General features: G+C 71.3%; 17 protein-coding genes. 10 read left to right on the top strand and 7 right to left on the bottom strand.

Going from position 1 to position 24,050, the window contains the following annotated elements; genetic code table 11:
• Positions 1–91 precede the first annotated feature (91 nt).
• The 4 genes from AB0N02_RS22115 to AB0N02_RS22100 are packed head-to-tail and all read right to left on the bottom strand — an operon-like array spanning position 92 to position 4,006.
• The gene (locus AB0N02_RS22115) at positions 92–1,378 is read right to left on the bottom strand and encodes an FAD-dependent monooxygenase (RefSeq protein ID WP_363949726.1); all 1,287 of its coding nucleotides are present in this window, start codon (positions 1,376–1,378) and stop codon (positions 92–94) included.
• A complete protein-coding gene (locus AB0N02_RS22110; RefSeq protein WP_363949483.1) occupies positions 1,375–2,022 on the bottom strand; it encodes a maleylpyruvate isomerase family mycothiol-dependent enzyme in 648 nt (215 codons plus the stop codon). Before AB0N02_RS22110 ends, AB0N02_RS22115 begins: the two co-directional genes overlap by 4 nt.
• A complete protein-coding gene (locus tag AB0N02_RS22105; protein WP_363949481.1) occupies positions 2,022–2,855 on the bottom strand; it encodes a fumarylacetoacetate hydrolase family protein in 834 nt (277 codons plus the stop codon). The genes AB0N02_RS22110 and AB0N02_RS22105 overlap by 1 nt, the downstream gene beginning before the upstream one ends.
• A complete protein-coding gene (locus AB0N02_RS22100; protein WP_363949478.1) occupies positions 2,852–4,006 on the bottom strand; it encodes a cupin domain-containing protein in 1,155 nt (384 codons plus the stop codon). Before AB0N02_RS22100 ends, AB0N02_RS22105 begins: the two co-directional genes overlap by 4 nt.
• Before the next feature lie 80 nt (positions 4,007–4,086).
• Here AB0N02_RS22100 and AB0N02_RS22095 point away from each other — a divergent pair, with 80 nt between their 5' ends.
• A complete protein-coding gene (locus AB0N02_RS22095; protein ID WP_363949475.1) occupies positions 4,087–4,851 on the top strand; it encodes an IclR family transcriptional regulator in 765 nt (254 codons plus the stop codon).
• Between the two features lie 63 nt (positions 4,852–4,914).
• Here the strand turns inward: AB0N02_RS22095 and AB0N02_RS22090 are convergent, their stop codons facing one another.
• Positions 4,915–5,574 (bottom strand): TetR/AcrR family transcriptional regulator, encoded by a 660-nt coding sequence (locus tag AB0N02_RS22090; protein ID WP_363949724.1) that lies wholly within the window; start codon positions 5,572–5,574, stop codon positions 4,915–4,917.
• Positions 5,575–5,793: 219 nt separating this feature from the next.
• Here AB0N02_RS22090 and AB0N02_RS22085 point away from each other — a divergent pair, with 219 nt between their 5' ends.
• Genes AB0N02_RS22085 through AB0N02_RS22075 form a run of 3 tightly spaced genes read left to right on the top strand, consistent with a single transcriptional unit; the run spans position 5,794 to position 9,162 of the window.
• Complete coding sequence (locus tag AB0N02_RS22085) at positions 5,794–7,338, top strand: bifunctional 3-(3-hydroxy-phenyl)propionate/3-hydroxycinnamic acid hydroxylase (RefSeq protein WP_363949472.1); 1,545 nt, start codon at positions 5,794–5,796, stop codon at positions 7,336–7,338.
• 46 nt (positions 7,339–7,384) lie between these two features.
• Entirely contained in the window at positions 7,385–8,317 is a 933-nt protein-coding gene (locus AB0N02_RS22080) for a VOC family protein (protein WP_363949470.1), read from the top strand.
• Positions 8,317–9,162: an alpha/beta hydrolase gene (locus AB0N02_RS22075; protein ID WP_363949468.1), complete on the top strand. Its 846-nt coding sequence runs from the start codon at positions 8,317–8,319 to the stop codon at positions 9,160–9,162. Before AB0N02_RS22080 ends, AB0N02_RS22075 begins: the two co-directional genes overlap by 1 nt.
• Before the next feature lie 145 nt (positions 9,163–9,307).
• On the opposite strand, the gene AB0N02_RS22070 is transcribed toward AB0N02_RS22075, so the two are convergent.
• Complete coding sequence (locus AB0N02_RS22070) at positions 9,308–9,937, bottom strand: helix-turn-helix domain-containing protein (protein WP_363949466.1); 630 nt, start codon at positions 9,935–9,937, stop codon at positions 9,308–9,310.
• A gap of 125 nt (positions 9,938–10,062) precedes the next feature.
• Between AB0N02_RS22070 and AB0N02_RS22065 the strand changes: the two genes are divergently transcribed.
• Positions 10,063–11,334 (top strand): MFS transporter, encoded by a 1,272-nt coding sequence (locus AB0N02_RS22065; protein ID WP_363949463.1) that lies wholly within the window; start codon positions 10,063–10,065, stop codon positions 11,332–11,334.
• On the opposite strand, the gene AB0N02_RS22060 is transcribed toward AB0N02_RS22065, so the two are convergent.
• Positions 11,331–12,305, bottom strand: a complete 975-nt coding sequence (locus AB0N02_RS22060; RefSeq protein WP_363949461.1) for a LuxR C-terminal-related transcriptional regulator — start codon at positions 12,303–12,305, stop codon at positions 11,331–11,333. The genes AB0N02_RS22065 and AB0N02_RS22060 overlap by 4 nt on opposite strands.
• A 180-nt stretch (positions 12,306–12,485) precedes the next feature.
• Between AB0N02_RS22060 and AB0N02_RS22055 the strand changes: the two genes are divergently transcribed.
• From AB0N02_RS22055 to AB0N02_RS22035, 5 genes are all read left to right on the top strand, one after another.
• Entirely contained in the window at positions 12,486–12,830 is a 345-nt protein-coding gene (locus tag AB0N02_RS22055; protein ID WP_363949458.1) for a hypothetical protein, read from the top strand.
• 171 nt (positions 12,831–13,001) lie between these two features.
• Positions 13,002–13,172 carry a hypothetical protein gene (locus AB0N02_RS22050; protein ID WP_363949455.1) on the top strand — a complete coding sequence of 57 codons (171 nt, stop codon included), beginning with the start codon at positions 13,002–13,004 and terminating at the stop codon, positions 13,170–13,172.
• Positions 13,173–13,543: 371 nt separating this feature from the next.
• Positions 13,544–14,353 (top strand): alpha/beta fold hydrolase, encoded by an 810-nt coding sequence (locus AB0N02_RS22045; RefSeq protein WP_363949452.1) that lies wholly within the window; start codon positions 13,544–13,546, stop codon positions 14,351–14,353.
• A gap of 16 nt (positions 14,354–14,369) precedes the next feature.
• Entirely contained in the window at positions 14,370–14,582 is a 213-nt protein-coding gene (locus AB0N02_RS22040) for an MbtH family protein (RefSeq protein WP_363949449.1), read from the top strand.
• Positions 14,583–14,619: 37 nt separating this feature from the next.
• On the top strand, positions 14,620–24,042 hold the full coding sequence (locus AB0N02_RS22035) for an amino acid adenylation domain-containing protein (RefSeq protein WP_363949447.1): 9,423 nt from the start codon (positions 14,620–14,622) through the stop codon (positions 24,040–24,042).
• The last annotated feature ends 8 nt before the right edge of the window (positions 24,043–24,050 follow it).

Raw genomic sequence — 24,050 nt, 5'->3', positions numbered from 1 at the left:
AAAACAAATATTTGAAATCCGAAAAGCAGCCGGAAGGCCGTATTCGGTCATAGACGGTCATCGACACCGCTGAGCCGGCGTCGGCCGCTGGTCACAGGGGCACGGTGTCGAGGGGAATCGGGCGGAACATCTCCGGTTCCTCCTCGGGGGTCAGCGCCGTGGGACCGTAGATCCAGTCGACGAACGAGTAGTCGTGGACGTCGCGGCCGCGCAGGAGGGCGTTGCGCTGCAGTCTCCGGACACCTTCGAGGTGCCACAGCTCGCCCCACGCCCGGGCGGTGGTGACGACCCGGCGGCAGTGCTCGGGCCGTACCGCCTCGTAGGCGGCGAGCGCCGCGTCCCAGTCGACGCCCGAGCCGCCGTCGGTCCGCCGCGCGCGCTGGGCGGCGACGTGCTCCCCGAGCACCCAGCCGTCCTCGATCGCCATGATCGCGCCCTGCGCCATGTACTGCAGCGGCGGGTGCGCCGCGTCGCCGAGCAGCGCGATCCGGCCGGTCACCCAGGTCATGATCGGGTCACGGTCGTACATCCGCCACCAGCGGTCGCGCCACATCAGCGGCAGCCCCTTGCGGACCTGGTCGCAGGTCCCCGCGAACGCCGCGTCCAGCTCGTCCGGGGTTCCCCAGTCCTCCTCGCCGGCCAGCGCCTTCGGCGACTCGAACACGGCGACCTGGTTGAACATCTCGCCGCTCCGCAGCGGATACTGAACGAAGTGGCAGCGGGGACCGACGTACACGACGACGTCCTTGTCGTGGACGCCGTTGCCGACGACCTTCTCGAACGGCACGGCACCGCGGTAGGCGACGTACGCCGAGCTCACCGGCTCGTCCCGGACCAGCAGCTCGCGGGCGGCCGAGCGCAGTCCGTCCGCGGCGATCACCACCTCCGCCTCGTCGGCGCGGCCGTCGGCGAAGCCGACCCGGGCACCGCCGCCGACGTTCTCGTACGACGTGCAGCAGGCGTCGGTCAGGAGCTCGACGCCCGCCCGCTCACAGGCGCGGAGCAGGATCTCGTGCAGGTCGCTGCGGTGGATCACCAGGTAGGGGTAGCCGTAGCGGCGCTCGAGGTCGCGGAGATCCAGCCGGGTCAGGTCGACGGCGTCCACGGCGTCCTTCATGACCATGGCCTCGGGCAGCACGCCGAGGGCGGCCGCCTCCCCCAGCAGTCCGTAGCGGTCCAGGATGCGGGTGCAGTTCGGCGCGAGCTGGAGGCCCGCGCCGACCTCGCCGAACACCGACGCCTGCTCGTACACCCTGACCCGCAGACCCTGGCGGGTCAGGGCGAGCGCGGCGGACAGGCCGCCGATGCCGCCCCCGATGACGATCGCGTCGGCGCGGCCGGAGGGGTGGATGCCCATGGGATCGGTCCTTGTCGTCATAGCCACGGAGGCAGGGTCGGTGGGAGGCCGCCGCCGGCGGCGGTCACCCCGGCCGCGGGGCGTCCGGCCAGGTAGGCGGTCACCTCGGCCGGGGATCCCTCGACCTCGGGCACCGCGTCGCGTCCCCGCCTGGCGCGGATGTCCTGCCGCAGCGCCCGCAGGAAGCCGTCGGGAAGGTCGGCGAAGGTGAGCCCGGTGGCGAGGTCCACGGCGTGCACCATCACCTCCCGGCTGCGCATCCACGGGATCTCGCTCGCCGGTACGGTGCGCCCCTGCGCGGTCACCACCTCGGCCCGCCACGCCTCATCGGAAAGCGCCGCCATCGCGGCGGCCAGGGTCGCGGCCGACTCCGTGAACCACCGGGTCAGCTCGTCCGCGCCCAGCCGGGAGCCTCGCTCGATCCCCTCGGCGCGCTCCCGCGGGGAGGCGTACATCGGGGTCTCCTCGCCGGTGCGCGCCCAGTGGACCAGGTTGCCGAGCGCCTCGGCGTTCGCCGCCAGGTGCGCCACGACGTGCTTGCGCGTCCAGTCCGGCAGGGCCGACGCGGCGCCGTACTCCTGCTCGGAGAGGCCGGCGATCGCCGACGCGCACAGCCGGGTTCCGGTGCCGGCCCACGCGAGCGTGGTGGCGAGATCGCGTGTCATCAGGCGCCTTCGGGGACGACGCGGTTCTCGAGCCGGCCGAGCGACTCGATCTCGGTCACGACCAGCTCGCCGCCCTTCAGGAAGACCGGCGGCCTGCGGGCGTGGCCGACGCCGCCGGGGGTGCCGGTCGCGATCACGTCGCCCGGGTTGAGCCGCACCATCGTCGAGACGTAGCGGACCAGGTGGACCGGGTCGAAGAGCAGATCGCCGGTGTTGTCGCTCTGCATCACCTGGCCGTCGACCTCGCAGCGGATGTCGAGCGCGGGCCGCGGGCCGGTCTCGTCCGCGGTGACGAGGAACGGGCCGATCGGGGTGGTCGAGTCCCAGTTCTTGCCCTGCAGCCACTCCCGGGTCCGGAACTGCCAGTCGCGGCAGGTGATGTCGTTGAGCACGGTGAACCCCGCGATCGCGGCGATCGCCTGCTCCTCGTCCGCCCGGCGCACCGTCCGGCCGACGACGACGGCGAGTTCGGCCTCCCAGTCGAACTGCTCGGTCTCCACCGGGCGCCGGATGTCGTCGGTGGCGCCGATGAGGGTGTCGGCGTACTTGGAGAAGAGGGTCGGGTACTCCGGCAGGTCGCGGCCCATCTCCTTGATGTGGTTCTGGTAGTTCAGCCCGACGCAGACGACCTTGCCCGGCCGCGGCACGACCGGGGCGAGGTCGGCTCCGGCGAGCGGGTGCCGCGGGCCTTCGGCCGCCGCGGCGGCCGCGAGACCGCCGGGTGCGGCCAGCAGCGCGCCGACGTCGGGCGGGCCCACCTCGACGAGCCGGTCGCCGTCGACGCGGACGGCGGCGGTGCGGTGGTCACCCAGGCGGATGGTGGCGAGCTTCATCGGCTGCCCCTCTCAGTGTGGCTGCGGAACAGGTTGAGCTTGGTGAGGATCGGGGCGTCGCCGAACTGGAAGAGGTCGAGCGCACCCGAGTCGGAGTCGGACGCCGACGCCTCCGAGCGGATCGACAGCGGCTGCCAGGACGGGACGACGAAGAGGTCGCCGCGGGTCACCGTCCAGGAGCGGTCGCCGACGGTGACCCGGCCGGACCCGTCGAAGACCTGGTAGACCGACGAGCCGGTCTCCCGGTACGGCGCGGTCTCCGTGCCCGCCGTGATCCGGTGGAACTGCGCCCGGATCGTCGGGAGCACGTCGCCGGCTGTGGCCGGGTCGGTGTAGCGGACCAGGGCGTGTCCCGGCTCGACCGTGCCCGCGTGCCCCTCCCGCTCCAGCGCGAGCTGGCCGGTCAGCGCGGCGTCGGTGTCGGCCCAGCGGTAGCGCAGCAGAGGGGTGGCCTCGCGGTGGCCGAGCTGTGAGACCGGCGCCAGGCCGGGGTGTCCCCACAGCCGCTCCGAGCGGGAGCGGTCGGGGGTGGCGTGCTCCTCCTCGCTGAGGGTGTCCCGGCCGAAGTCGAAGAACTGCCCCTCGACGCCGTACTGGAACGGGATGTCGAGCCCGTCGATCCAGGCCATCGGTGTGCTCGCCGCGTTGTGGTGGGCGTGCCAGTGCATACCGGGCTGGGGCAGGAAGTCGCCCCGGCGCATCGGCACCGGGTCGCGCTCGACCACGGTCCACACGCCCTCGCCCTCGACGACGAAGCGGAACGCGTTCTGGGTGTGCCGGTGCTCGGGCGCGTCCTCGCCCGGCATCAGGTACTGGATCGCGGCCCACAGGGTCGGGGTCGCGTAGGGCCTGCCGCCCAGGCCGGGGTTGGCCAGGGCGATCGCGCGGCGCTCGCCGCCGCGGCCGACAGGGACCAGGTCCCCGGCGCGGCCGGCGAGTTCGAGCAGCCGGCTCCACTCCCAGCGGTGCGGTTGCGCGTTGGAGCGCGGGTGCGGCGGCATCAGGTCGCCGATCTCGGTCCACAGCGGAACGAGCAGCGCCTTCTCGAAGCCGCGGTAGAGGTCCTCGAGAGCGGGGCTGACGGGAGGCTGGTCGGGCCGGTCCTCGGCGGTGACGGTGACCGGCGACGTGATGGCGTGCACATCGGACATGACTCCGACTATCCGCCGACGTGGCGGATCGGGAACAGAGGATTCTGCATAGCAGAACAGGCTGTGTCAGGATCGAGGTCATGGCGAAGCCGATGAAGACCCCGCCGACCTACGCGTCGAACAGCGTCGACCATGCCCTCCGGCTCGCGCAGATCCTCCAGATCGACGGGACGATCACGGTCTCGGCGGCGGCCGAGCGGCTGGGTGTCGCCCGCTCCACGGCCCACCGGCTGCTGACCGCGCTGGTCTACCGCGACTTCGCGGTGCAGGACGAGGACCGGACCTACCGGGTGGGCCCCATCCTCGCCCTCGCGGAGCGCGCCCAGTCCGACGTCGGCACGCTCCGCGCCGCGGCCCTCGGGCCGATGCGGGCCCTGGTCGACCGGATCGACGAGACCGCGAACCTCAGCATCCGCACCGGCCGGAACGTCCGGTTCATCGCCTCGGTCGAGTGCGCGCAGGCCCTGCGGGTGGGCAGCCGCGAAGGCATGGTCTTCCCGGCCCACCAGGCCACCGGTGGCCTGATCGCGCTGGCGGCGCTCTCGGACGAAGAGCTCGCGACCCTGTACGCCCCCGACGACCGGGGCGACCCCGCCGAGGAGCCGCCGGACCTGACGAGGCTTCGCCGCGAACTCCGGTCGGTACGGCTCAGCGGCGTCGTGCTCAACCTCGAACGCACCGAGCGAGGCGTGGTCGCGATGGGGTGCGCGGTGAAGGACCGTACCGGCGCGCCCGTCGCGGCGCTGTCGATCTCGATGCCCAGCGCCCGCTACTCGCCGAAGCTGCTCAAGCCGCTCGCCGCCGCGATCACGGCGGCGGCCGACGCGATCACGCGCGCCCTCTGAGGCGCCGGCTCGGCGGGGAAGGCCGCGCAGGGGCCGGGTGACCGCCGGACGCGGTCGCCGCCGTCACGCCTCCTGCCGGAGTCCGCCGGCGATCAGCGCCTCGCCGATCGCCGCCATGGCGTCGGTGAGCTGCTCCATGAACTCCGGGATCGGCTTGCCGTCCTCCGACTGGAGCGAGACGAACGCGCCGTCGAACCCGGCCATGCCGAAGTGGGCGAGGGCGTCCGCGACCGCGTTCGCGACCTCCTCGCCCTCGCCGACGAACGACGAGCGGATCATGTGCCGCATGAGGTCGCGGCCCTCGTCCCGGACCGTGATCACGGTCTGCAGCGCCTCCGGCGCCTCGGCCGCCTCGCGGCTCATGACCAGCACCAGCAGCAGGCGCAGGAACTCCTCCCGGTGCTCGAAGACCTCGCCGGTCTTGCGCAGGTACCACCCGAGACGCTCGCGCGGGGTGCCGCCCTCCGGCGGGTTCCGGTGGGCCTCGCGCATGGCGTCGAAGAAGCCGTGCGCCCCCTGGGTCATGACGGCCGAGAGCAGCCCCGCCTTGGACTCGAAGTGATGGTAGAAGGCGCTCCTCGGCAGGCCCGTCTCCTTGACGAGCGTCGACATCGACGTGCCGGCGTAGCCGCGCACGGACATCACCCGGGCGGTCGCGTCAAGGATCTCCTGCCGCGACCGGCGGCCGCGGCGGTTCCCGGTGTGCGCCTTCGGCGCGGGCATGTCCACCCGCCGAAGTCTAGGGACCCGGTGACAGCGGCTCATCCCACGGCTCATCCCACGGCTTATCCCACGGCTCGGCCGCGGCGCCGTACCCTCCGGTCGCGATGCCGCCCTTGACACATCGCCGCAGCTCGTTGTTACCCTCCTCCACATTGGACCGACCGATCGGTCCAAAAGTGCCGCACCGAGCACGTGCGGCCGGGACAACGGAGTCAGTGCATGACCGAGAGCTACGACGCGGACGTCGCAATCGTCGGATACGGCCCCACCGGCGTGATCGCCGCGCTCACCCTCGCCAGGTACGGCGTCTCCGCCGTCGCCCTCGAACGGGACAGGGACATCTACCCCCGGGCCCGGGCCGTGACCGTCAACGACTGGACGATGCGGATCTTCCAGGACCTCGGCATCGACGAGCGGGTCGAGAAGAGGATCGACCCTCAGCGGGCCCTGCGCTGGGTGACCTACGACGGCACGGAGATCATGCGGATCGAGCACCCGCCCTCGACGCTGGGCCGCAAGCCGCGCTTCTACAACATCTACCAGCCGACGATGGAGGCCGAGCTGCGCGCGGCCGCGCAGGAGTACGGCGACCGCATCACCGTCCACTACGGCGCCGAGGTCACCGGGATCGACCAGGACGCCGACGGCGTCACCGTCACCTCGACGGACACCGCGACCGGCGAGACCCGCACCGTCCGCGCCAAGTACGCGATCGGCGCCGACGGCGGCAGCAGCTCGACCAGGGACGAGGTGGGCTGCCGCCTGCTGGGTGACACCAACGACGTCACCTGGGTGGTCGTCGACTGCCGCGTCAAGCGGTGGTGGCCCGACCGTGACTTCCTGACCTTCTGGTCCGACAGGGAACGCCCGGTCGTCGACATCGCGCTCTCCGCGGGCAACCACCGCTGGGAGATCCCGCTCAAGCCCGACGAGTCCCCCGAGGACTATCCGACCAGCGCCGAGGTGTGGCCGCTGCTCGAGGCGCTCGGCGTCACGGAGGACGACGTCGAGATCCACCGGCACGCCTTCTACCGGCACCACACCCGGATGGCCGACACCTGGCGCCGGGGCCGGGTGTTCCTGGCCGGCGACGCGGCCCACCTGATGCCGCCGTGGGCGGGCGCCGGAATGCAGAGCGGAATGCGCGACGCCCACAACCTGGGCTGGAAGCTCGCCCGCGTGATCAAGGGCGAGCTGCCCGAGAGCTGGCTGGACACCTACGAGGCGGAGCGGCGCCCGAACGCCGCCTTCTACACCGGCCTCGCGGTCGGGCTCGGGCGGGTCATCAAGCAGGAGCTGTCCGAGGAGGAGCAGGCCGCGATGAACGCGGTGCCCCAGGACACGGTCACCCCGTTCGAACCGCCGCTCACCGCCCCGCCGGTGCTCGAGGGCGGATGGATCAGAGGCCCGCTGGGCGACGCCAGCATCGTCGGCCGGATGGTCCCGCAGCCGATCGCCGGCGACACCGTCGGCCGGATGGCGCGCCTGGACGACCTTCTCGGCGACGGCTTCGTACTGCTCGGCGACGACGTCGACCCCGCGACCCTGCTGACCGCGGAGGAGAAGGCGGGCTGGGACGCGCTCGGTGCGCGCTACGTCGCGGTGCGGCCGAAGACGGCCTACACGCGGGGCCCGGACGAGCTGGTCGACCTCGACGAGGTCCTCCTGCCGTGGCTGCGCAGGTACGGCGTCCGCGCCGTGGCGCTCCGCCCCGACAAGTTCGTCGCCGCGGCCGACGTCAGCGGCCTCGCCGTACCCGCCTGAGACCGGTCCGGCCGGATCCACCGACCCGAGAAGAAGGAGAAGAGAGATGTCTCACGTCAAGGAGCTCGGTTACGTCGTCTACGAGGTCAGCGGCCTCGCCGACTGGGAGCACTTCGCCGTCGAGCTGCTGGGCATGCAGCTGGGAGAGAGGACCGAGGGCGGGTTCACGCTGCGCACCGACGAAAAGGCCCACCGCTGGATCGTCACCGAGGGCCCCGCCGACGACCTGACGGCCACAGGCTACGTGGTCTCGGACGCGGCCGCGCTCGACGCGCTGGTGGAGAAGGCGCGTGCGGCCGGGGTCGAGGTCACCGAGGGTGACGGCGCCCTCGCCGCCGCCCGCAAGGTGGAGCGGATCTTCGTCATCACGGACCCGATGGGCAACCGGATCGAGCTGGTCACCGGCCTGGCCGACGCCGGCACGCCGTTCGAGTCCGCGAAGCTGCTCGGCGGGTTCGTGACCGGCGCCGGCGGCGCGGGCCACCAGGTCCTCCTGGCGCACGGCGTCTCACGGGAGACCTACCTGGGCTTCTACGTCGACCTGCTCGGCTTCAAGGTCAGCGACATCATCGTCGAGGAGATGGCCCCGGGCGTGGTCGCCGACCTGATCTTCCTGCACTGCAACGGCCGCCACCACACCGTGGCCTTCGGCGACCTGCCGTCGCCGAAGCGGACCCATCACTTCATGGTCGAGGTGACCGACATCCGTGACGTCGGCACGGCCTACGACCGGTGCATGGACGCCGCGCAGCCGTTCGAGATGACGCTCGGCATGCACCCGAACGACCACATGTTCAGCTTCTACGTCTTCACGCCCTCGGGCTTCAGCGTCGAGTACGGCTGGGGCGGCCTGATCATCGACGAGGAGACGTGGGAGGTGAAGACGCTCGACAGGCTGCACAGCTGGGGCCACCGCCCGCCGGGCGTCGTCGCCGAACTGCTCGCCGCCGCACCCACCCCGAACGGAGAGGCCCACTGATGACCCTCGATCCCAAGAACATCGCCCGCACCGTACAGACCGCCGACTGGAGGCTCCGCTACTACGAGGCGGGCTCCGGCCACCCGGTCGTCCTGCTGCACGGCAGCGGGCCGGGCGCGACCGGGTGGAGCAACTTCGCCGGCAACATCGAGGCACTGGCCGAGCACTTCCACGTGTACGCCGTCGACATGCCCGGCTGGGGCGAGTCGGACCCCGCGACCGTCGACCGGCTCGACCATGTGGAGGCGGCGATCCAGTTCCTGGACGCCCTCGGCATCGACAGGGCCGCGTTCGTCGGCAACTCGATGGGCGGTCAGACCTCGCTGCGCCTGGCCACCGAGCACCCCGGCCGGATCTCGCACCTGGTCACCATGGGGCCGCCGGTCGGCCGGATGCCCACGCTCTTCGGCGCCGGCGACGGCCCGTCGGAGGGCCTCAAGGTGCTGATCGAGGCATACCGCGACGCGAGCCCGGAGAACATGCGCAGGCTCGTCGAGATCATGGTCTACGACAAGGCCCGGTTCGCCACCCCCGAACTGTGCCAGGCGCGTTCGGACGCCGCGCTCGCCCGCCCGGAGCATCTGCGCAACTACGTGGACGGCCTGCCGAAAGGCGCGCCGCTGCCGAAGTGGGTCAAGCCGGAGTCGCTGCCGGCGATCCAGGTGCCGACCCTGCTCATCCACGGCCGCGATGACCGTGTCGTCTCGTTCGAGACCTCGCTGTACCTGCTGGCGAACATCTCGGACAGCCGGCTGGTGCTGCTCAACCGGTGCGGGCACTGGGCGATGATCGAGCACGCCGACGAGTTCAACCGGCTGGTCGCCGACTTCATCGCGAACAACTGACCCATCGGATCAGGGTCCGTCCGGTCACCGGTCACCGGACGCGGCGGGGAGGAAGATTCCCGCCTCGCCGCGCTCCGGACCCCGGGGATCTCGTCGGAAGCGGAGGGGCGTCGCCTCGCGTCCGTACCGGGGCCGCGTCGCGGCCTCAGCTCGCCGGGGGGCGCTCGTCCAGGGTGGGGTAGAGGAGGGCGTGCACGACCACGGGCAGGACGCCGGGTCCCTCGTCGCTGTAGGCCTCCCGCTCGATCAGCTCGGTTATCGCGGTGCGCACCCGCACGTACCGCTCGGGGGTCATGCTCACCCGGACGCTGCTGATCTGGAGGCTGAGGTCCGGGCCGTACGTGGGCGGGTCGAGCGGAACCCGGCCGGAGCGCAGGTCGGCGCGCAGCCGGTCGCGGGCCGATTCGAGCATCGCCATCGTGGCGTCGCTGAAGTCCTCGGAGTCCTGGGCCAGGTTGAACACGTCGCTCTCGATGGTGAGCTTGCGATATGTCGGCCGGTAGCGCTTCTCGATGATCCCGGAGACCACCCGGGTCTGCGCCACGTAGATCAGGTTGGCCTCTTCGAGCTGCTTGATGTGCCGGTACAGCTTGGTCTGGTTCTCACCGAGCCGTTCGGCCAGTTCCTTGACCGTGAGGGGATCGGCATTCTCCCCCCCGGGAAAGGCGGCCAGGATCGACAGGCGCAGAGGGTCCGCGAGCATGCGGAGGGTTTCCAGATCGGTGATCCGGCGGACGTCGACGACCGCGCTCTCGGACAGGCTGGTTTCCATCATCTCGGGCTCCATCGCCGGTCAGCTTCACTGATTGCGCAACAGTAGCGCATCCGACAACATTCACGTTAGCATGAATGCATGCCACAATGTGAATGATCACAACGTCGAGAACAGAGGCGAAGACGATGACTGTGACAGAGACCCCCCGCGCCCAGTCGGAGCCGGTCGACCTTCCGTTACGACGCAACCGGCGCTTCCAGGCCCTGTGGATCGGCGGCGCCGGCGCGGCGATGTCGGTGAACATGGCCCTGGTGGCGATCCCGGTGCTGGTGCTGGCGGTGACCCGGTCGGCGATGGTCGCGGGCCTGTACGGACTGGTCACCGCGGCGGCCGCCTTCGCGGCCGGCGTCCCGGCCGGCGCGATACTCGACCGCTACAACCGCAAGACCCTGCTCATCGTCTCGGAGCTGGTGCGGGCGCTCGCGTTCGGCACGCTCCTGCTCGCCCTGACCTTCGACTCCCTCGGCATCGTCCACCTCCTCGCCGTCGCGGCGGTCACCGGCGCCACGCAGCCGCTGTCCAGCGGAGCCCGCGTGTTGGCCACCCGCAGCGTCGTCCCGCCCGCCCAGCTGACCAGCGCGCTGACGCAGGAGGAGGTCAGGTCACACAGCGCCTCGATCATCGGCCCGGCGCTCGGCGGCATGCTCTACGCCGGCGCCCGCACCCTGCCCATCATCGGCATCGCGGCCGGCTACCTGATCTCCGCGCTCTGCGCGTTCGCCGTACCGCGCGACCGCGAGGCGAGCGAGGCCCGGCGCGCGCAGCCCAGCGGAGGCATGCTGAGCGGGCTGGCGATCCTGCTGCGCTCCCCGGTGCTGCGCGCCTCGATCATCGCCCTGAGCGTGCTCAACATCGGCGGCTCGGCGCTGGACCTGCTGGTGGTCGTCCTGATCAGGAACGGCGGCGGTTCCGAGGCCGAGGTCGGTTTCGCCTTCACGATCGTGTCCGTCGGCGGGCTGGCCGGTGCCGCCCTGGTCGGCCTGCTGCACAGGCACCTGCGTCCCGGCATGCTGCTGATCGGGCTCTACGTCTGGGCCGGGGCGCTCACCGCGGCGCTGGCCGTACCGCTGGCCGTAACGCTGGGCTTCTGGTGGTACGGCGCGGTGCTGGCGCTGGCGGTGCTGCCGCTGCCCGCCGCCATGGTGCTGATCGACATCCTGATCTTCCGCCAGGTCGACGACGCCCTGCGCGGCCGGACCATCACCGCCACCATCACCATGCTCACGGTCGGCGCGGCCTTCGGCCCGTTCGTCGCCGGGCTCCTGCTGGAGTACGCGGGCCCCGTCCCGGCGGTGCTGGCCGTCAGCGGCATCTTCCTGACCGCCGGGGTGTACGCCCTGAGCAAGCGCGTCATCCGTACCGCCCAGTGGCCGCAACCGCAGAACGCGGAGGCTTAATGCTCAAGCCAGCCCTGGCGCACCGCCCGCACGCCGGCCTCGAACCGGCTGCGGGCCCCGAGCCTTTCGATGAGTGTGGCGGCCAGCCGCCGGGAGGTCCTGGGCGAGACGCCCAGCCGCTTGGCGATGGCCTCGTCGGTGTGTCCCTGCGCCAGCAGGACCAGCACGCTCTGCTCCTGCGGCGACAGGCCGTGCGAGTTGAGCGGGACGGTGCTGCTGGACAGGGGCCTGGCGCTCGCCCAGACGCTCTCGAACAGCGCGCACAGGGCGGTCACGGTGCCCTCCCCGGTCAGGATCACCGCGCCGGCGGCGGTGTTGTCGCTGGAGACGGCGATGACGACGGTGCTGCGGTCCATGATGATCATCCGGTTGGGCAGCGTCGCCACGGTCCGCACCTCTGCGCCGCGCTGGACGATCCAGTCGACGTAGTCGAGGGTGGGCTGGTTGTTGCGCAGGCTGTCCAGGTAGACGATGCGCAGCCGCACTCCCCGTTCCAGCACCGCCGCGTCCTGCGGGCGGGCGCTCTCCAGGTTCTCCGCCGTCTGCGCGCCGTCCGGGGCGAAGGTCATGATCTCCCTCTGCACGGTACGGCAGAGCACCGCGATCCGGTCGCGGATGTTGTCGATGCCGATGAGCTGCTCCACCCCGGCGGTCTCGGCCGCCGGCCGGAGGCTGGCATGGTCCGCGATGAGCCGGGCGGCGGCGGCGCGGGACTCCTCCAGGCGCTGCTGCTGCGCGATCAGACCGGCCTGCTGCCTGCTGAGCAGGATCTCCATCCCGATGTCGGGAGAGACGGCGTGCAGGTGCCCGTTCTGCTGCTGCGACGGGCGGATCAGGGCGAGCTCGCTCAGCTCGTCCAGTGCGGCCCTGACGTCGCCGATTCCGCAGCAGAGCCGTTCGGCGAGTTCGCTGACCCCGTCGTTCGGCCGGACCAGCATCGCACGGTAGACGGACTCAGCGATCGTACTCAAACCCAGGGAAGTAAGCACCCGCGTTTCCTTTTGGATCGCACATCGCCGCTGATCGGAATAGTGGCAGAGCCTCAACCGGGATAGCAAGGTGCAATTCGCCAAAAACTTTAAGTTTTTATGACATACCTCTCCACAAAGCAGTCAATCTCCTAATTCAAGACGACGAGAAAGCTGACATCGATGTACCTCGTGCACGTGCAGGTCAGGTCGGCGGCCGGAAGCGGCCTGCCGGCGGATGTCGCGGGCCGTATCCTGGCCGCGGCCGTCCCCGACGAGCGGGTCGAGCACGTCGCCGTCCATCCGCACGCCCAGCCGTACCCGGTGCTCGGAGTGGTCATCGGTGCCGACGGGCTGGAGCAGGCCGAGGAGCGAGCGGCCGCCGTCGTGCGCCGGACCCTGGCCACTCACGACGAACTGCGGGAATGGGAGCAGGTCACGGCGCAGGTGCCGCTGATCGAACCCTTCTACGAACTGCTCGTCGACCCGGACGGCCCGACGGGCGAGGCGGGAGGGTCCCCGCGATGAACGGTTCCGGCCAAGGCATAGACAGGCCAGCCGGAAACCCTTCCGAGCAGGTGAAACGGCGGTGAGGATAGGTCTCACCACCCCGGGATGAAGTACCTGGAAGGCGGCCTGACGAGGCCCCGACCGCCCAGTCCGGAGCCATGAGGCTTCGATCACGACAGGACTCTCATCATGCTTGACACCGGCCTCGCCCTCCGCTCCCGCATCGTCACCGTTCTGATCGCCTCGATCTTCGCGGCCCTCGCCGTCGGCTCCGCGAGCACCGCGCACACCACCGCGCACACCACCGTGCCGGCCGACTCCGTCCACGTGGTCGCCGGCAGCGGAACCGGCTGGCAGTGAGCACGGGCGGCCGGCACGATCCGGCCGCGCCGCACGGAACCCAGCCCGCCGTAACGGCCCGAACCCGCCTCGGCCTCGCTCGACCCACCCGGTCCGGCCCGGACCTCATGCCGCCGGACGGGTATTTCCTCTCGCGTCCGACCCGCCGTAACGGTCGGTGACCACCGTCACTCGTTGACAGCCCTCGTGACAATCGGCGCAGGTAAATCGCTTTCATCAGACAAAGATTCTGTCGCCGTATGCACGGAAAAGGCTCTCCGAACTATTTTCCGCCGGCTCGGCCTCCGGCCGGCGCGGATACCCGCCGCGGGTTTTCCCCGCCATGAGATCCGCCCATGTAAAGCAACCATCCAGCGACGAAAGGACGTGACATGCCGCCGGTGAACCCAGCCGCGACGACGGAGCGTCAGTTCCACGCGATAAAGCGGTGCCCCAGGCCGAGCGTCCGGCTGGTCTGCTTCCCGCACTCCGGCGGCTCCGCCGGGTATTTCCGCACCTGGAAGCCGGTGCTCCCGGAAGGCGTCGAACTCCTCGCGGTCCGCTATCCCGGACGGGAGGAACGGCTCTGCGACCCGTTCGCCGAGGACATGGAGGAGCTGGCCGAATCCATCGCCCGTGCCGCCGCGCGGTTCGACGACGCTCCCCTGGCCTTCTTCGGCCACAGCCTGGGATCGCTGGTCGCCTACGAGGTGGCCGTACGGCTGGCGGCGCGGCACGGGATCACGCTGAAGGCGCTCTTCGCCTCCAGCTGCGCGGCGCCCTGGCTGGCGCCCCGGCTGGGACTCGGAAACGCCGGCGACGAGGCCCTGATCGCAAGGATCAGGCAACTCGGCGGAACCGACATGCGCGTCTTCGACGACCCGGAGCTGCGTGAACTGATCATGCCGGCGATCCGGGCCGACTACCGCCTCCTCGACCGCTACACCGAGCCGGCCACGACCGCGCTGGACTGCCCGGTCCACGTCTACCACGGAACGGACGACCCCGGCGTGGAAGCGGACTCGGTCGCCGCGTGGTCCAGGGCGACCGGTCACGCGTTCTCCACGCGCGCCTTCCCCGGCGGGCACTTCTACCTCGCCGACCACCTCCCCGAACTGACCCGCGACCTCTTCGCGCGCCTGGAGGCACCGGCGGTCAAACCGCCTTCCCGGTCCAACCTCTTCTACGTCCTAGCCATGTGAGAAAGGAAAAACCGCCATGGTCAACCCGTTCGAGGACCCCGACTCCCGCTATCTCGTCCTCATCAACGAAGAGGGCCAGCACTCGCTCTGGCCGGCGTTCAGCCCGGTACCGGCCGGCTGGGACGTGATATTCGGCGAGGCCGGCCGCCAGGACTGCCTCGACTTCATCGAGCGGTCGTGGACCGACATGCGCCCGAAGAGCCTGATCGCCGCCATGGAAAGCAACTGACGACAAGGGAAACGGGAAAGCCGAAGGAGGGAACCGCATGTCTGCGGTTGGTGGGGTGCCCCCGCTGGGCAAGCGGCGGATGACTCCGGTGACACTGCCGGAGCTGATCGAAGCGCAGGTGGCCAGGACACCGGACGCCGTCGCCCTGGTGGCGGAAGGAGTCCGGCTCACCTACGCCGAGCTGAACCTTCGAGCCACTCGACTGGCCCGGCTGCTGGCCGGCCGGGGGGTGGGCGCGGAGGACGTCGTCGCCCTGGCGTTGCCACGATCCGCGATGGCGATCACGGCCGTCTACGCGATCGCCAAGTCCGGGGCGGCCTGGCTGCCGGCGGATCCCTCCCTTCCGGCGGACCGCCTCCTGCACATGTTCGCCGACTCCCGGGCGAAGCTGATCCTCACCTCCGCCGAGGCGGCCTCCGGTCTGCCCGACAGCGGCATCCCCGTCCTCCTGGCCGACGCGGACCCGGCGGGCGCCGAAACCGGGGAGGTCCCGCTGCGGCCCTTCTCCCCCGCCAACACCGCCTACGTCATCTACACCTCCGGTTCCACCGGCACTCCCAAGGGCGTGGCCGTCACCCACGCCGGGCTCGCCGCCCTCGTCGCCACGCACGCGGGCCTGACCGGCATCGACGGCACCAGCCGCGTGCTGCAGGGCGCGTCCCTCAGCTTCGACGTCTCCGTCTCGGACATCGCCAACACCCTCGGCAGCGGCGCCACGCTCGTACTGCCGCGCGAACAGAGCCAGATGGTGGGCGAGGAACTGGCCCACCTGATCAACGAGTACGGGGTCACCCACGCCGACCTGTCCCCGGCGATGCTGGCCACCCTGCCCGACGTACCGCTGCCCACCCTGCGCACGATCGTCGTCGGCGGTGAGGCGACCTCGCGCGAACTGGTCGCCCGCTGGAACGGGAGCCACGCCCTCTTCAACGGCTACGGGCCGACCGAGACCACGGTCACCGCCACCATGAGCGGTCCCCTGACCGGCCGGGAGGAGCCGCCGATCGGCCTGCCCTGCCGGGACACCCTGCTCTACGTCCTGGACACCGCCTTATGCCCGGCCGAGAACGGCGAGCTGTACATCGCGGGCCCGGGCCTGGCCCGCGGCTACGTCGGCAGGCCGGGCCTGACCGCCGAGCGTTTCGTGGCCTGTCCCTTCGGTGCGCCGGGCGAGCGGATGTACCGCACCGGCGACCTGGTGCGGGTACGCCCCGACGGGCAGCTGGAGTTCGTCGGCCGCGCCGACGACCAGATCAAGATCCGCGGCTTCCGCATCGAGCCGGGCGAGGTCGAGGCGGCCCTGGCCGCCCACCCCGCCGTACGGCAGGCCGCGGTGCTGGCCAGGGAGGACGAGCCCGGCCGCAGGTACCTCGCCGGCTACGTCACCGGCCAGGCCGACCCGGCCGAGCTGCGCGAGCACTGCGCGAGCAGGCTGCCGCACTACATGGTGCCCGCCGCGATCGTCGTGCTGGAGGCGCTGCCGCTCAACGCGGCGGGGAAGGTCGACAGGAGGGCCCTGCCCGCTCCGGTCTTCGGCCGGGCCGGCGGGCACGCCCCGGCCGGCGAGCTGGAACAGACGTTCTGCGAGCTCTACCGGCGGGTCCTGGGCCTGGCCCAGGTCGGGGTCGAGGAGTCCTTCTTCGAGCTCGGCGGCGATTCGATCACCGCGATCCAGCTGGTCTCCGAGGCGCGCAGGGCCGGGCTGCGGATCAGCCCGCGCGACGTCTTCGTGGCGGGCAGCGTGGCCTCCCTGGCCCGGCTGGCCAGGACCGTCGAGGAGCGGCCCGCCGCGGTGGAGGAGGCGGGCGCGAACCTCGGCGAGGTCGCGCCGACCCCCGTCATCGCCTGGCTGGCCGAGCAGGAAGGCCCGCTGGACGGCTACCACCAGTCGATGAGCCTGTCGGTTCCCGAGGGGACCACCCCCGAGCGGCTGACCGCCGCCCTGCAGGCCGTCCTGGACCGGCACGACGTGCTGCGGATGCGGACCTCGCCGCTCGCCGTACGGCCCTGGACCCTCCGGATCCGGCCCGCGGGCGCGGTACGCGCCGACAGCGTGATCGAGATCGTGACCGGCGAGGCGCGGTTCGCCGCGGCGGCCGAGGCGGCGCGGGCGCGGCTGCGGCCCGAGGCCGGGGTCATGATCCAGGCGGTCTGGTACGGAACGCGCCTCCTGCTCGTCATCCACCACATGATCATCGACGGAGTGTCCTGGAGGGTGCTCCAGGCGGACCTGCTCGCGGCGTTGCGCGGTGCGGAACCGGAGCCGGTGCCGACCTCCTTCCGCCACTGGGCGCGACGGCTGGGGGAGGCGGCCCTGTCCCCCGCCCGCGTGGCCGAGCTGCCGTTCTGGGCCGAGATCCTGCGGACGCCGGAGACGCCGCTGGGCGAACGCCCCTTCGACCCGGCCCGCGACACCTACGCCACCGCCGGCTCGCTGCGGCTGGCGTTGCCGCCCGAGTTCACCGAGCCGCTGCTCACCCAGGCTCCCGCCGCCTTCCACGCGCAGGTCAACGACGTACTGCTGACCGCCTTCTCGCTCGCCCTGGGACACTGGCGCTCGCGCCGCGTACCCGGCTCGGGGACGCCCGTGCTCGTGGCCGTCGAGGGCCACGGCCGCGAGGAGATCGTTGACGGGGTCGACCTGTCGCGGACCACGGGCTGGTTCACCTCGGTCTTCCCGGTCCGCCTGGACCCGGGCGCGGTGACCTGGCCGGAGGTGGTCCAGGGACGCGCCGGAGTCGGCTCCGCGCTCAAGCGGGTCAAGGAGCAGCTGCGCGCCATCCCCGACCACGGCATCGGCTACGGCCTGCTCAGGTACCTGAATCCCGAGACCTCCGCAGTCCTGGGCGAACGCCCCGAGCCGAGGATCGAGTTCAACTACCTGGGCCGTTTCCCGATGAACGACGTCACCGGCGAGGACTGGCTGGCCGGAACCGACCTGATGGGCGAGGGCGGCGAACCCGGCATGTCGCTGCCGCACGCCCTCGGCCTGGACGCCCTCACCCTCGACACCCCGGACGGCCCGGCGTTGCTGGCCGAGTGGACGTGGGCGGGCGAACTGCTGACCGAGCAGGAGGTCGGCGAGCTGGCCGAAGCCTGGTACGCCGCGCTGCGCGGCATCGTCGCCCACGTCCGGCAGGGCGCCGCGAACGTGTACACGCCTTCCGACTTCCCCCTGGTCGAGATCGACCAGGCCGGCCTCGACGCCCTGGTCGCCGCGCACGTGCCCGCCAGGGTCAGCGACGTGTGGCCCGCCTCCGCGACGCAGCGGGGCATGGCCTTCCACTCCGAGTACGACCTGAAGGCCGCCGACGTCTACACCGCCGTCTGCAGCTTCGAGCTGACCGGGACCCTGGAGGTGCCCAGGCTGCGCGCCGCCGCCGCCGCGCTGCTGGAGCGCCACCACAACCTGCGCGCAGGCTTCCACCGGGGCGAGGACGGCTCGACCTTCCAGGTCGTCGTGGACGGCGTGCGGGCGCCCTTCACCGAGGTGGACCTGTCCGACGTGGTCGCCTTCGAGGCACGCGCCACGAGGATCGTCGAGGAGGAGCGCCGACGCCGGTTCGACCTGTCCCGCCCGCCGCTGGTGCGCTGGCTGCTGCTGCGCATCGCGCCGGAGCGCCACCGGCTCGTCGTCTCCGTCCACCACATCCTGCTCGACGGCTGGTCCATGCCGATCTTCGCGGAGGAGCTGTGGGCCCTGTACGCGAGCTTCGGCGACGACTCCGCGCTGCCGCGCCGCGCGCCGTACCGGGACTATCTGGCCTGGGTGAACGGGCAGGACCGGGCGGCGGCCGAACAGGCGTGGACCGGGGCGCTGGCCGGCTTCGACGAGCCCACCCTGGTGGCCCCCGGCCAGAGCACGTCCGAGCTGCCCCGGCGGCTGCGGGCCGAGCTGCCCGCCGAGGTCACCGAGCGGCTCGCCCGGCTCGCCCGGCGGCACAGCGTGACCGCCAACACCGTGGTCCAGGCGGTCTGGGGTGTGCTGCTGACCCGGCTGACCGGCCAGAGCGACGTCGCCTTCGGCATGACGGTCTCCGGCCGCTCGCACGAGATCCCCGGCGTGGAGCGAATGGTCGGCCTGTTGATCAACACCGTCCCCGTCCGCGCCCGGATCCGCCCGGCCGAGAGCTGGGCGGCGCTGCTGGAGCGACTGCGGGCCGAACAGGCCGAGCTCCTGGAGCACCAGCACCTGGGCCTGGCCGAGATCCAGCGGTGCGCGGGGCTGGGCAGCCTGTTCGACACGGTCGTCGTCTACGGCAACTATCCGGACAGCGGCCCCCTGGGCGTCGAGGACGTCCTGGACGTCGAGCTGATCGAGGATGCCGACAGCGCCCACTACCCGCTGCTGCTGGCGGTCGCCCCCGGCGAGCGGCTGGGCCTCCAGCTCGACTACCAGCCGGCGGTCTTCAGCGACGAGGCGGCCAGGACCCTGCTCGGCCGCTTCGAGCGGCTGCTCGGCCACCTGCTGGCCGATCCCGGCGCGCCGGTCGGCCGCGCCGACGTCCTGGCTCCGGAGGAGCGGGCGGAGATCCTGGACGAATGGAACGACACCGCCGGGCCGGTTCCCGGGGGGAGTCTGCCCGAGTTGTTCGCCGAGCAGGTGGCGCGCACCCCGGACGCGGTGGCGCTGCTCTCCGGCGGGGAGAGCCTGACCTACCGGGACCTGGACGCCCGCGCCGAGCGGCTGGCCGACCGGCTGGCCGCGGCGGGCATGGGCCTGGAGACGCCGGTAGCGCTGCTGATGGACCGATCGGCCGACCAGGTGGCCGCGCTGCTCGCGATCCTCAAGGGCGGCGGCCTGTACGTGCCGCTGGACGACCGGCACCCGCTGGAGCGGCTCGGCCGGATGCTGGCCGACAGCGGCACCGGGCTGCTGCTGGTGGACGAGGCGCATCAGGAGCATCCGCTGACCCGGTCCGGCGGACTGCGGACCGTACGGGTTCACGACACCGAGCAGGTCCCCGAGCGGCCCGCGGTCCGCGTCATGCCCGGCAACCGCGCCTACATGATGTTCACTTCGGGTTCCACCGGTGTGCCCAAGGGCGTGGCCGTCACCCACCACAACATCACAGCCCTGACCGCCGACACACAGTTCCGTACCCAAGCCCACCGCCGGGTACTGCTCCACTCCCCCCTGGCCTTCGACGCCTCCACCTACGAACTATGGGTACCACTGCTGTCCGGCGGCCAGATACTCATCGCACCCCCCGGCGAACTGGACCTGGACGCGATGAGCACCCTGCTCATCCAGCAACGCCCCACCGCCGCCTTCTTCACCACCGCCCTGTTCAACCTGCTGGCCGAACACGACTCCCACCCCCTGACCGGCCTGCACGAAGTATGGAGCGGCGGCGAAACCGGATCGGTCACCGCCATGCGCCGAGCCGTCGACCACTGCCCCGACCTCACCTTCGTCCACGTCTACGGCCCCACCGAGACCACCACCTTCGCCACCGACCACCCCGTCCGCCGCCCCTTCGACTACCAGAACGTCCCCCCCATCGGCCGCCCGATGAACAACACCCGCACCTACGTTCTGGACGCGGGGTTGCAACCGGTCCCCACCGGGGTGGCGGGCGAGCTCTACATCGCGGGTGCGGGCCTGGCCCGCGGCTATGTCGGCAGGGCCGCCCTGACCGCCGAACGCTTCGTGGCCTGCCCCTTCGGCAAGCCGGGCGAGCGGATGTACCGCACCGGCGACGTGGTCCGCTGGAACACCACCGGCGACATCGAATTCGTCGGCCGCGCCGACGACCAGGTCAAAATCCGCGGCTTCCGCATCGAACCAGGCGAGATCGAAGCCGCCGTCACCGACCACCCCGCCATCCGCCAGGCAATCGTGATCGTCCGCGAGGACCGCCCCGGCGACAAACGCCTGGTCGCCTACGTCACCGGAGAGGCCACCCCCGACCAGATCCGCGCACACGTCGCCGACCGGCTGCCCGCCTACATGGTGCCCACCGTGATCGCACTCGACACCCTGCCCATCACCATCAACGGGAAGGTGGATCGTCGCGCGCTACCGGCACCGGAGTCCGGCACGACCACCGATGGGCGCGCTCCGCGCACCCCCCGCGAGGAGATTCTGTGCGGCCTGTTCGCCGAAATCCTCGACGTCGAGCGGGTCGGCATCGACGACGGCTTCTTCGAGCTGGGCGGCCACTCCCTGCTGGCCACCAAACTCGTCAGCCGCATCCGCACCGTCCTGGGAGTCGAACTGCCCATCCGGGCACTGTTCCAAAACCCCGACGTGGCCCGCCTGGACCGCTACCTGACCACCGAACAAGCCACCACGCTACGGCCCCCGCTGCTCCCGGCCACCCGCCCCGATCAGGTACCGCTCTCCCACGCCCAGCAACGCCTGTGGTTCATCGAACAGCTGGAAGGTCCCAGCGCCCTCTACAACACCCCCTTCGCCGTCCGGCTGAACGGCCCCCTCGACACCGGGGCACTGGAAGCCGCCTTGGCCGACCTGGTGGCCAGACACGAATCACTGCGGACGATCTTCCCCTCGGTCGGGGGGCTGCCGCACCTGCGGATCGTCGAGGGCGCCCGCCCTGTGTTGGAAGTGCGTGCCTGCGCCGACGACGCCGAAGTTCGGGCGGCGGTGGAGCGCATCTCCGTGGAGCACGTCTTCGACATCGCGGTGGACGTCCCGCTCCGGGCCTGGCTGCTGTCCCGTTCCGATGGCGAGCACGTACTGGTACTGCTGCTGCACCACATCGCCGGAGACGGCTGGTCACTCAAACCCCTCTTCGACGACCTGGCCACCGCATACCAAACACGCCTGACCGGACAAGCCCCCGCCTGGCAACCCCTGCCGATCCAGTACGCCGACTACGCACTCTGGCAACGCGACCTGCTCGGCGGCCTCATGGACGAACAACTGACCCACTGGCAGCACACCCTCGACGGGATGCCCGAGGAACTGACGCTGCCCTACGACCGGCCCCGGCCCGACCGGGCGAGTCATCGGGGTGGGAACGCCCCGTTCGAGGTGGACGCCGGGCTGCACGCCGAGCTCACCCGGCTGGCCGCCCGGCACCAGGTCAGCCTTTTCATGCTGCTCCAAGCCGCCGTGGCCACCCTCTACACCCGCCTCGGCGCCGGCACCGACATCCCCCTCGGCACCCCCATCGCCGGACGCACCGACGAAGCACTCAACAACCTCATCGGCTTCTTCGTCAACACCCTCGTCCTACGCACCGACCTATCACAAAACCCCACCTTCACCGAGCTGCTCGCCCGAGTCCGCACCACCAACCTCGACGCCTACACCCACCAGGACATCCCCTTCGAACGACTCGTCGAACACCTCAACCCCGCCCGTGTCCCGGCCAGGCACCCCCTCTTCCAGACCCTCATCGCGATGAACAGCCAGACACCGCTCCCCGACGGGTTCGCCGGCCTGGACTGCCGGGAGTACCCCTTCGACCTGGACGTCGCCAAGTTCGACCTGGCCTTCAACTTCGCCGAGGAGCACGCGGAGGACGGCGGGGCCCTGGGCCTCACCGGCATGATCGAGTATGCCCGCGACCTGTTCGACCACGAGACCGTGGTCACGCTGGCCGAGCGGCTGATCCGGGTGCTGCGGGCGGTGGCCGAGGATCCCGGCCGGCGCGTCACCGCCCTGGAGATCCTGGCTCCCTGGGAGCGGGAGCGGTTGCTGACCGGCTGGAACGACACCACCACCCCACCGACCACCGGCACACTCCACCACCTGTTCACCGCACAGGCCGCCCGCACCCCCCACGCCATCGCCATCACCTGCGGCGACACCCACCTCAGCTACGCCGACCTCGACACCCACGCCAACCGCCTGGCCCAGCAACTCACCACCACCCACATCGACCCCGACACCCACATCGCCCTCCTCATGGAGCGCTCCCCCACCCTCGTCATCACCATCCTCGCCATCCTCAAAAGCGGCGCAGCCTACCTCCCCCTCGACCACCAGCACCCCACCGAGCACCTCCAGCGCATCCTCACCGACGCCCACACCACCCTCCTGCTCACCGACACCACCCACCACGACCACCAACTCACCCGCACCTCAGGCCTGCCCACCCTGACCATCCCCCCTGTCACCACCCTGCCCGCCGACGCCCCGTCCACTTCGCCTCCGCCGGACACGGCCCAGCCCGGCCACACCGCCTACGTCATGTTCACCTCCGGCTCCACCGGCGTCCCCAAAGGCATCACGATCACCCACCAGAACGTGATCGACCTGGTGATGGACCGATGCTGGCGCCAGCCGTACACGCAGCGCATCCTCTTCCACGCGCCGCACGCCTTCGACGCCTCGACCTACGAGTTGTGGGTGCCGCTGCTGTCGGGCGGCCGGATCGTCATCGCGCCCCCCGGCAACGTGGACGCGGCCGGGATCCGCTCCCTGGTCAAACGACATGAGCTGACCCACGTCCACGTCACGGCCGGCCTGTTCCGGGTGGTCGCCGAGGAGGACCCCGACGCCTTCGCGGGCGTGCGGGAGGTGCTGACCGGCGGCGACGTGGTCTCGCCGAACGCGGTGCAGCGGGTGCGCGCGGCCAATCCCGGCATCACGATCCGGATACTGTACGGCCCGACCGAGACGACTCTCTGCGTGACCCAGCTGGAAACCGGGGCGGGACGGCTCTCGATCGGCCGCCCGATGGACAACACCCGCACCTACGTTCTGGACGCGGGGTTGCAGCCGGTCCCCGCCGGGGTGGCGGGCGAGCTGTACATCGCGGGCACGGGCCTGGCCCGCGGCTACGTCGGCAGGCCGGGCCTGACCGCCGAACGCTTCGTGGCCTGCCCCTTCGGCGAACCGGGCGAGCGAATGTACCGAACCGGCGACGTGGTCCGCTGGAACAGCTCCGGTGAGCTGGAGTTCGTCGGCCGCGCCGACGACCAGGTCAAAATCCGCGGTTTCCGGGTGGAGCTCGCCGAGATCGAGGCCGTGGTCGGTGAGCTCCCCTCGGTACGGCAGGCGATCGTGGTGGTCCGCGAGGACCGGCCCGGCGACAAACGCCTGGTCGCCTACGTCACCGGAGAGGCCACCCCCGACCAGGTCCGCGCACATGTCGCCGACCGGCTCCCGGCCTACATGGTGCCCGCCTCGGTCATGGTCCTCGACGCGCTACCGGTCACCGTCAACGGCAAGGTGGACCGCCGCGCGCTGCCCGCCCCGGACTTCGGCACGGCCGGTGGACGCGGCCCGCGCACCCCCCAGGAAGAGGTCCTGTGCGGCCTGTTCGCCGAAATCCTCGGCGTCGAGCGGGTCGGCATCGACGACAGCTTCTTCGACCTGGGCGGCCACTCCCTGCTGGCCACCAAACTCGTCAGCCGCATCCGCACCGTCCTCGGCGCCGAGCTGCCGATCCGCTCCCTGTTCAACGCTCCCACCGTCGTCGGTGTCGTCAACGAACTGCCCCAGACCGGCCCGGCCAGGCCCGCGCTGCGGCCCAGGCGCTGAGCAGCCCG

Source organism: Streptosporangium sp. NPDC051022 (genome assembly GCF_040683035.1).
In the GTDB taxonomy this organism is placed as follows: Bacteria; Actinomycetota; Actinomycetes; order Streptosporangiales; family Streptosporangiaceae; genus Streptosporangium.
This window is presented reverse-complemented; position numbering and strand designations above follow the sequence as displayed.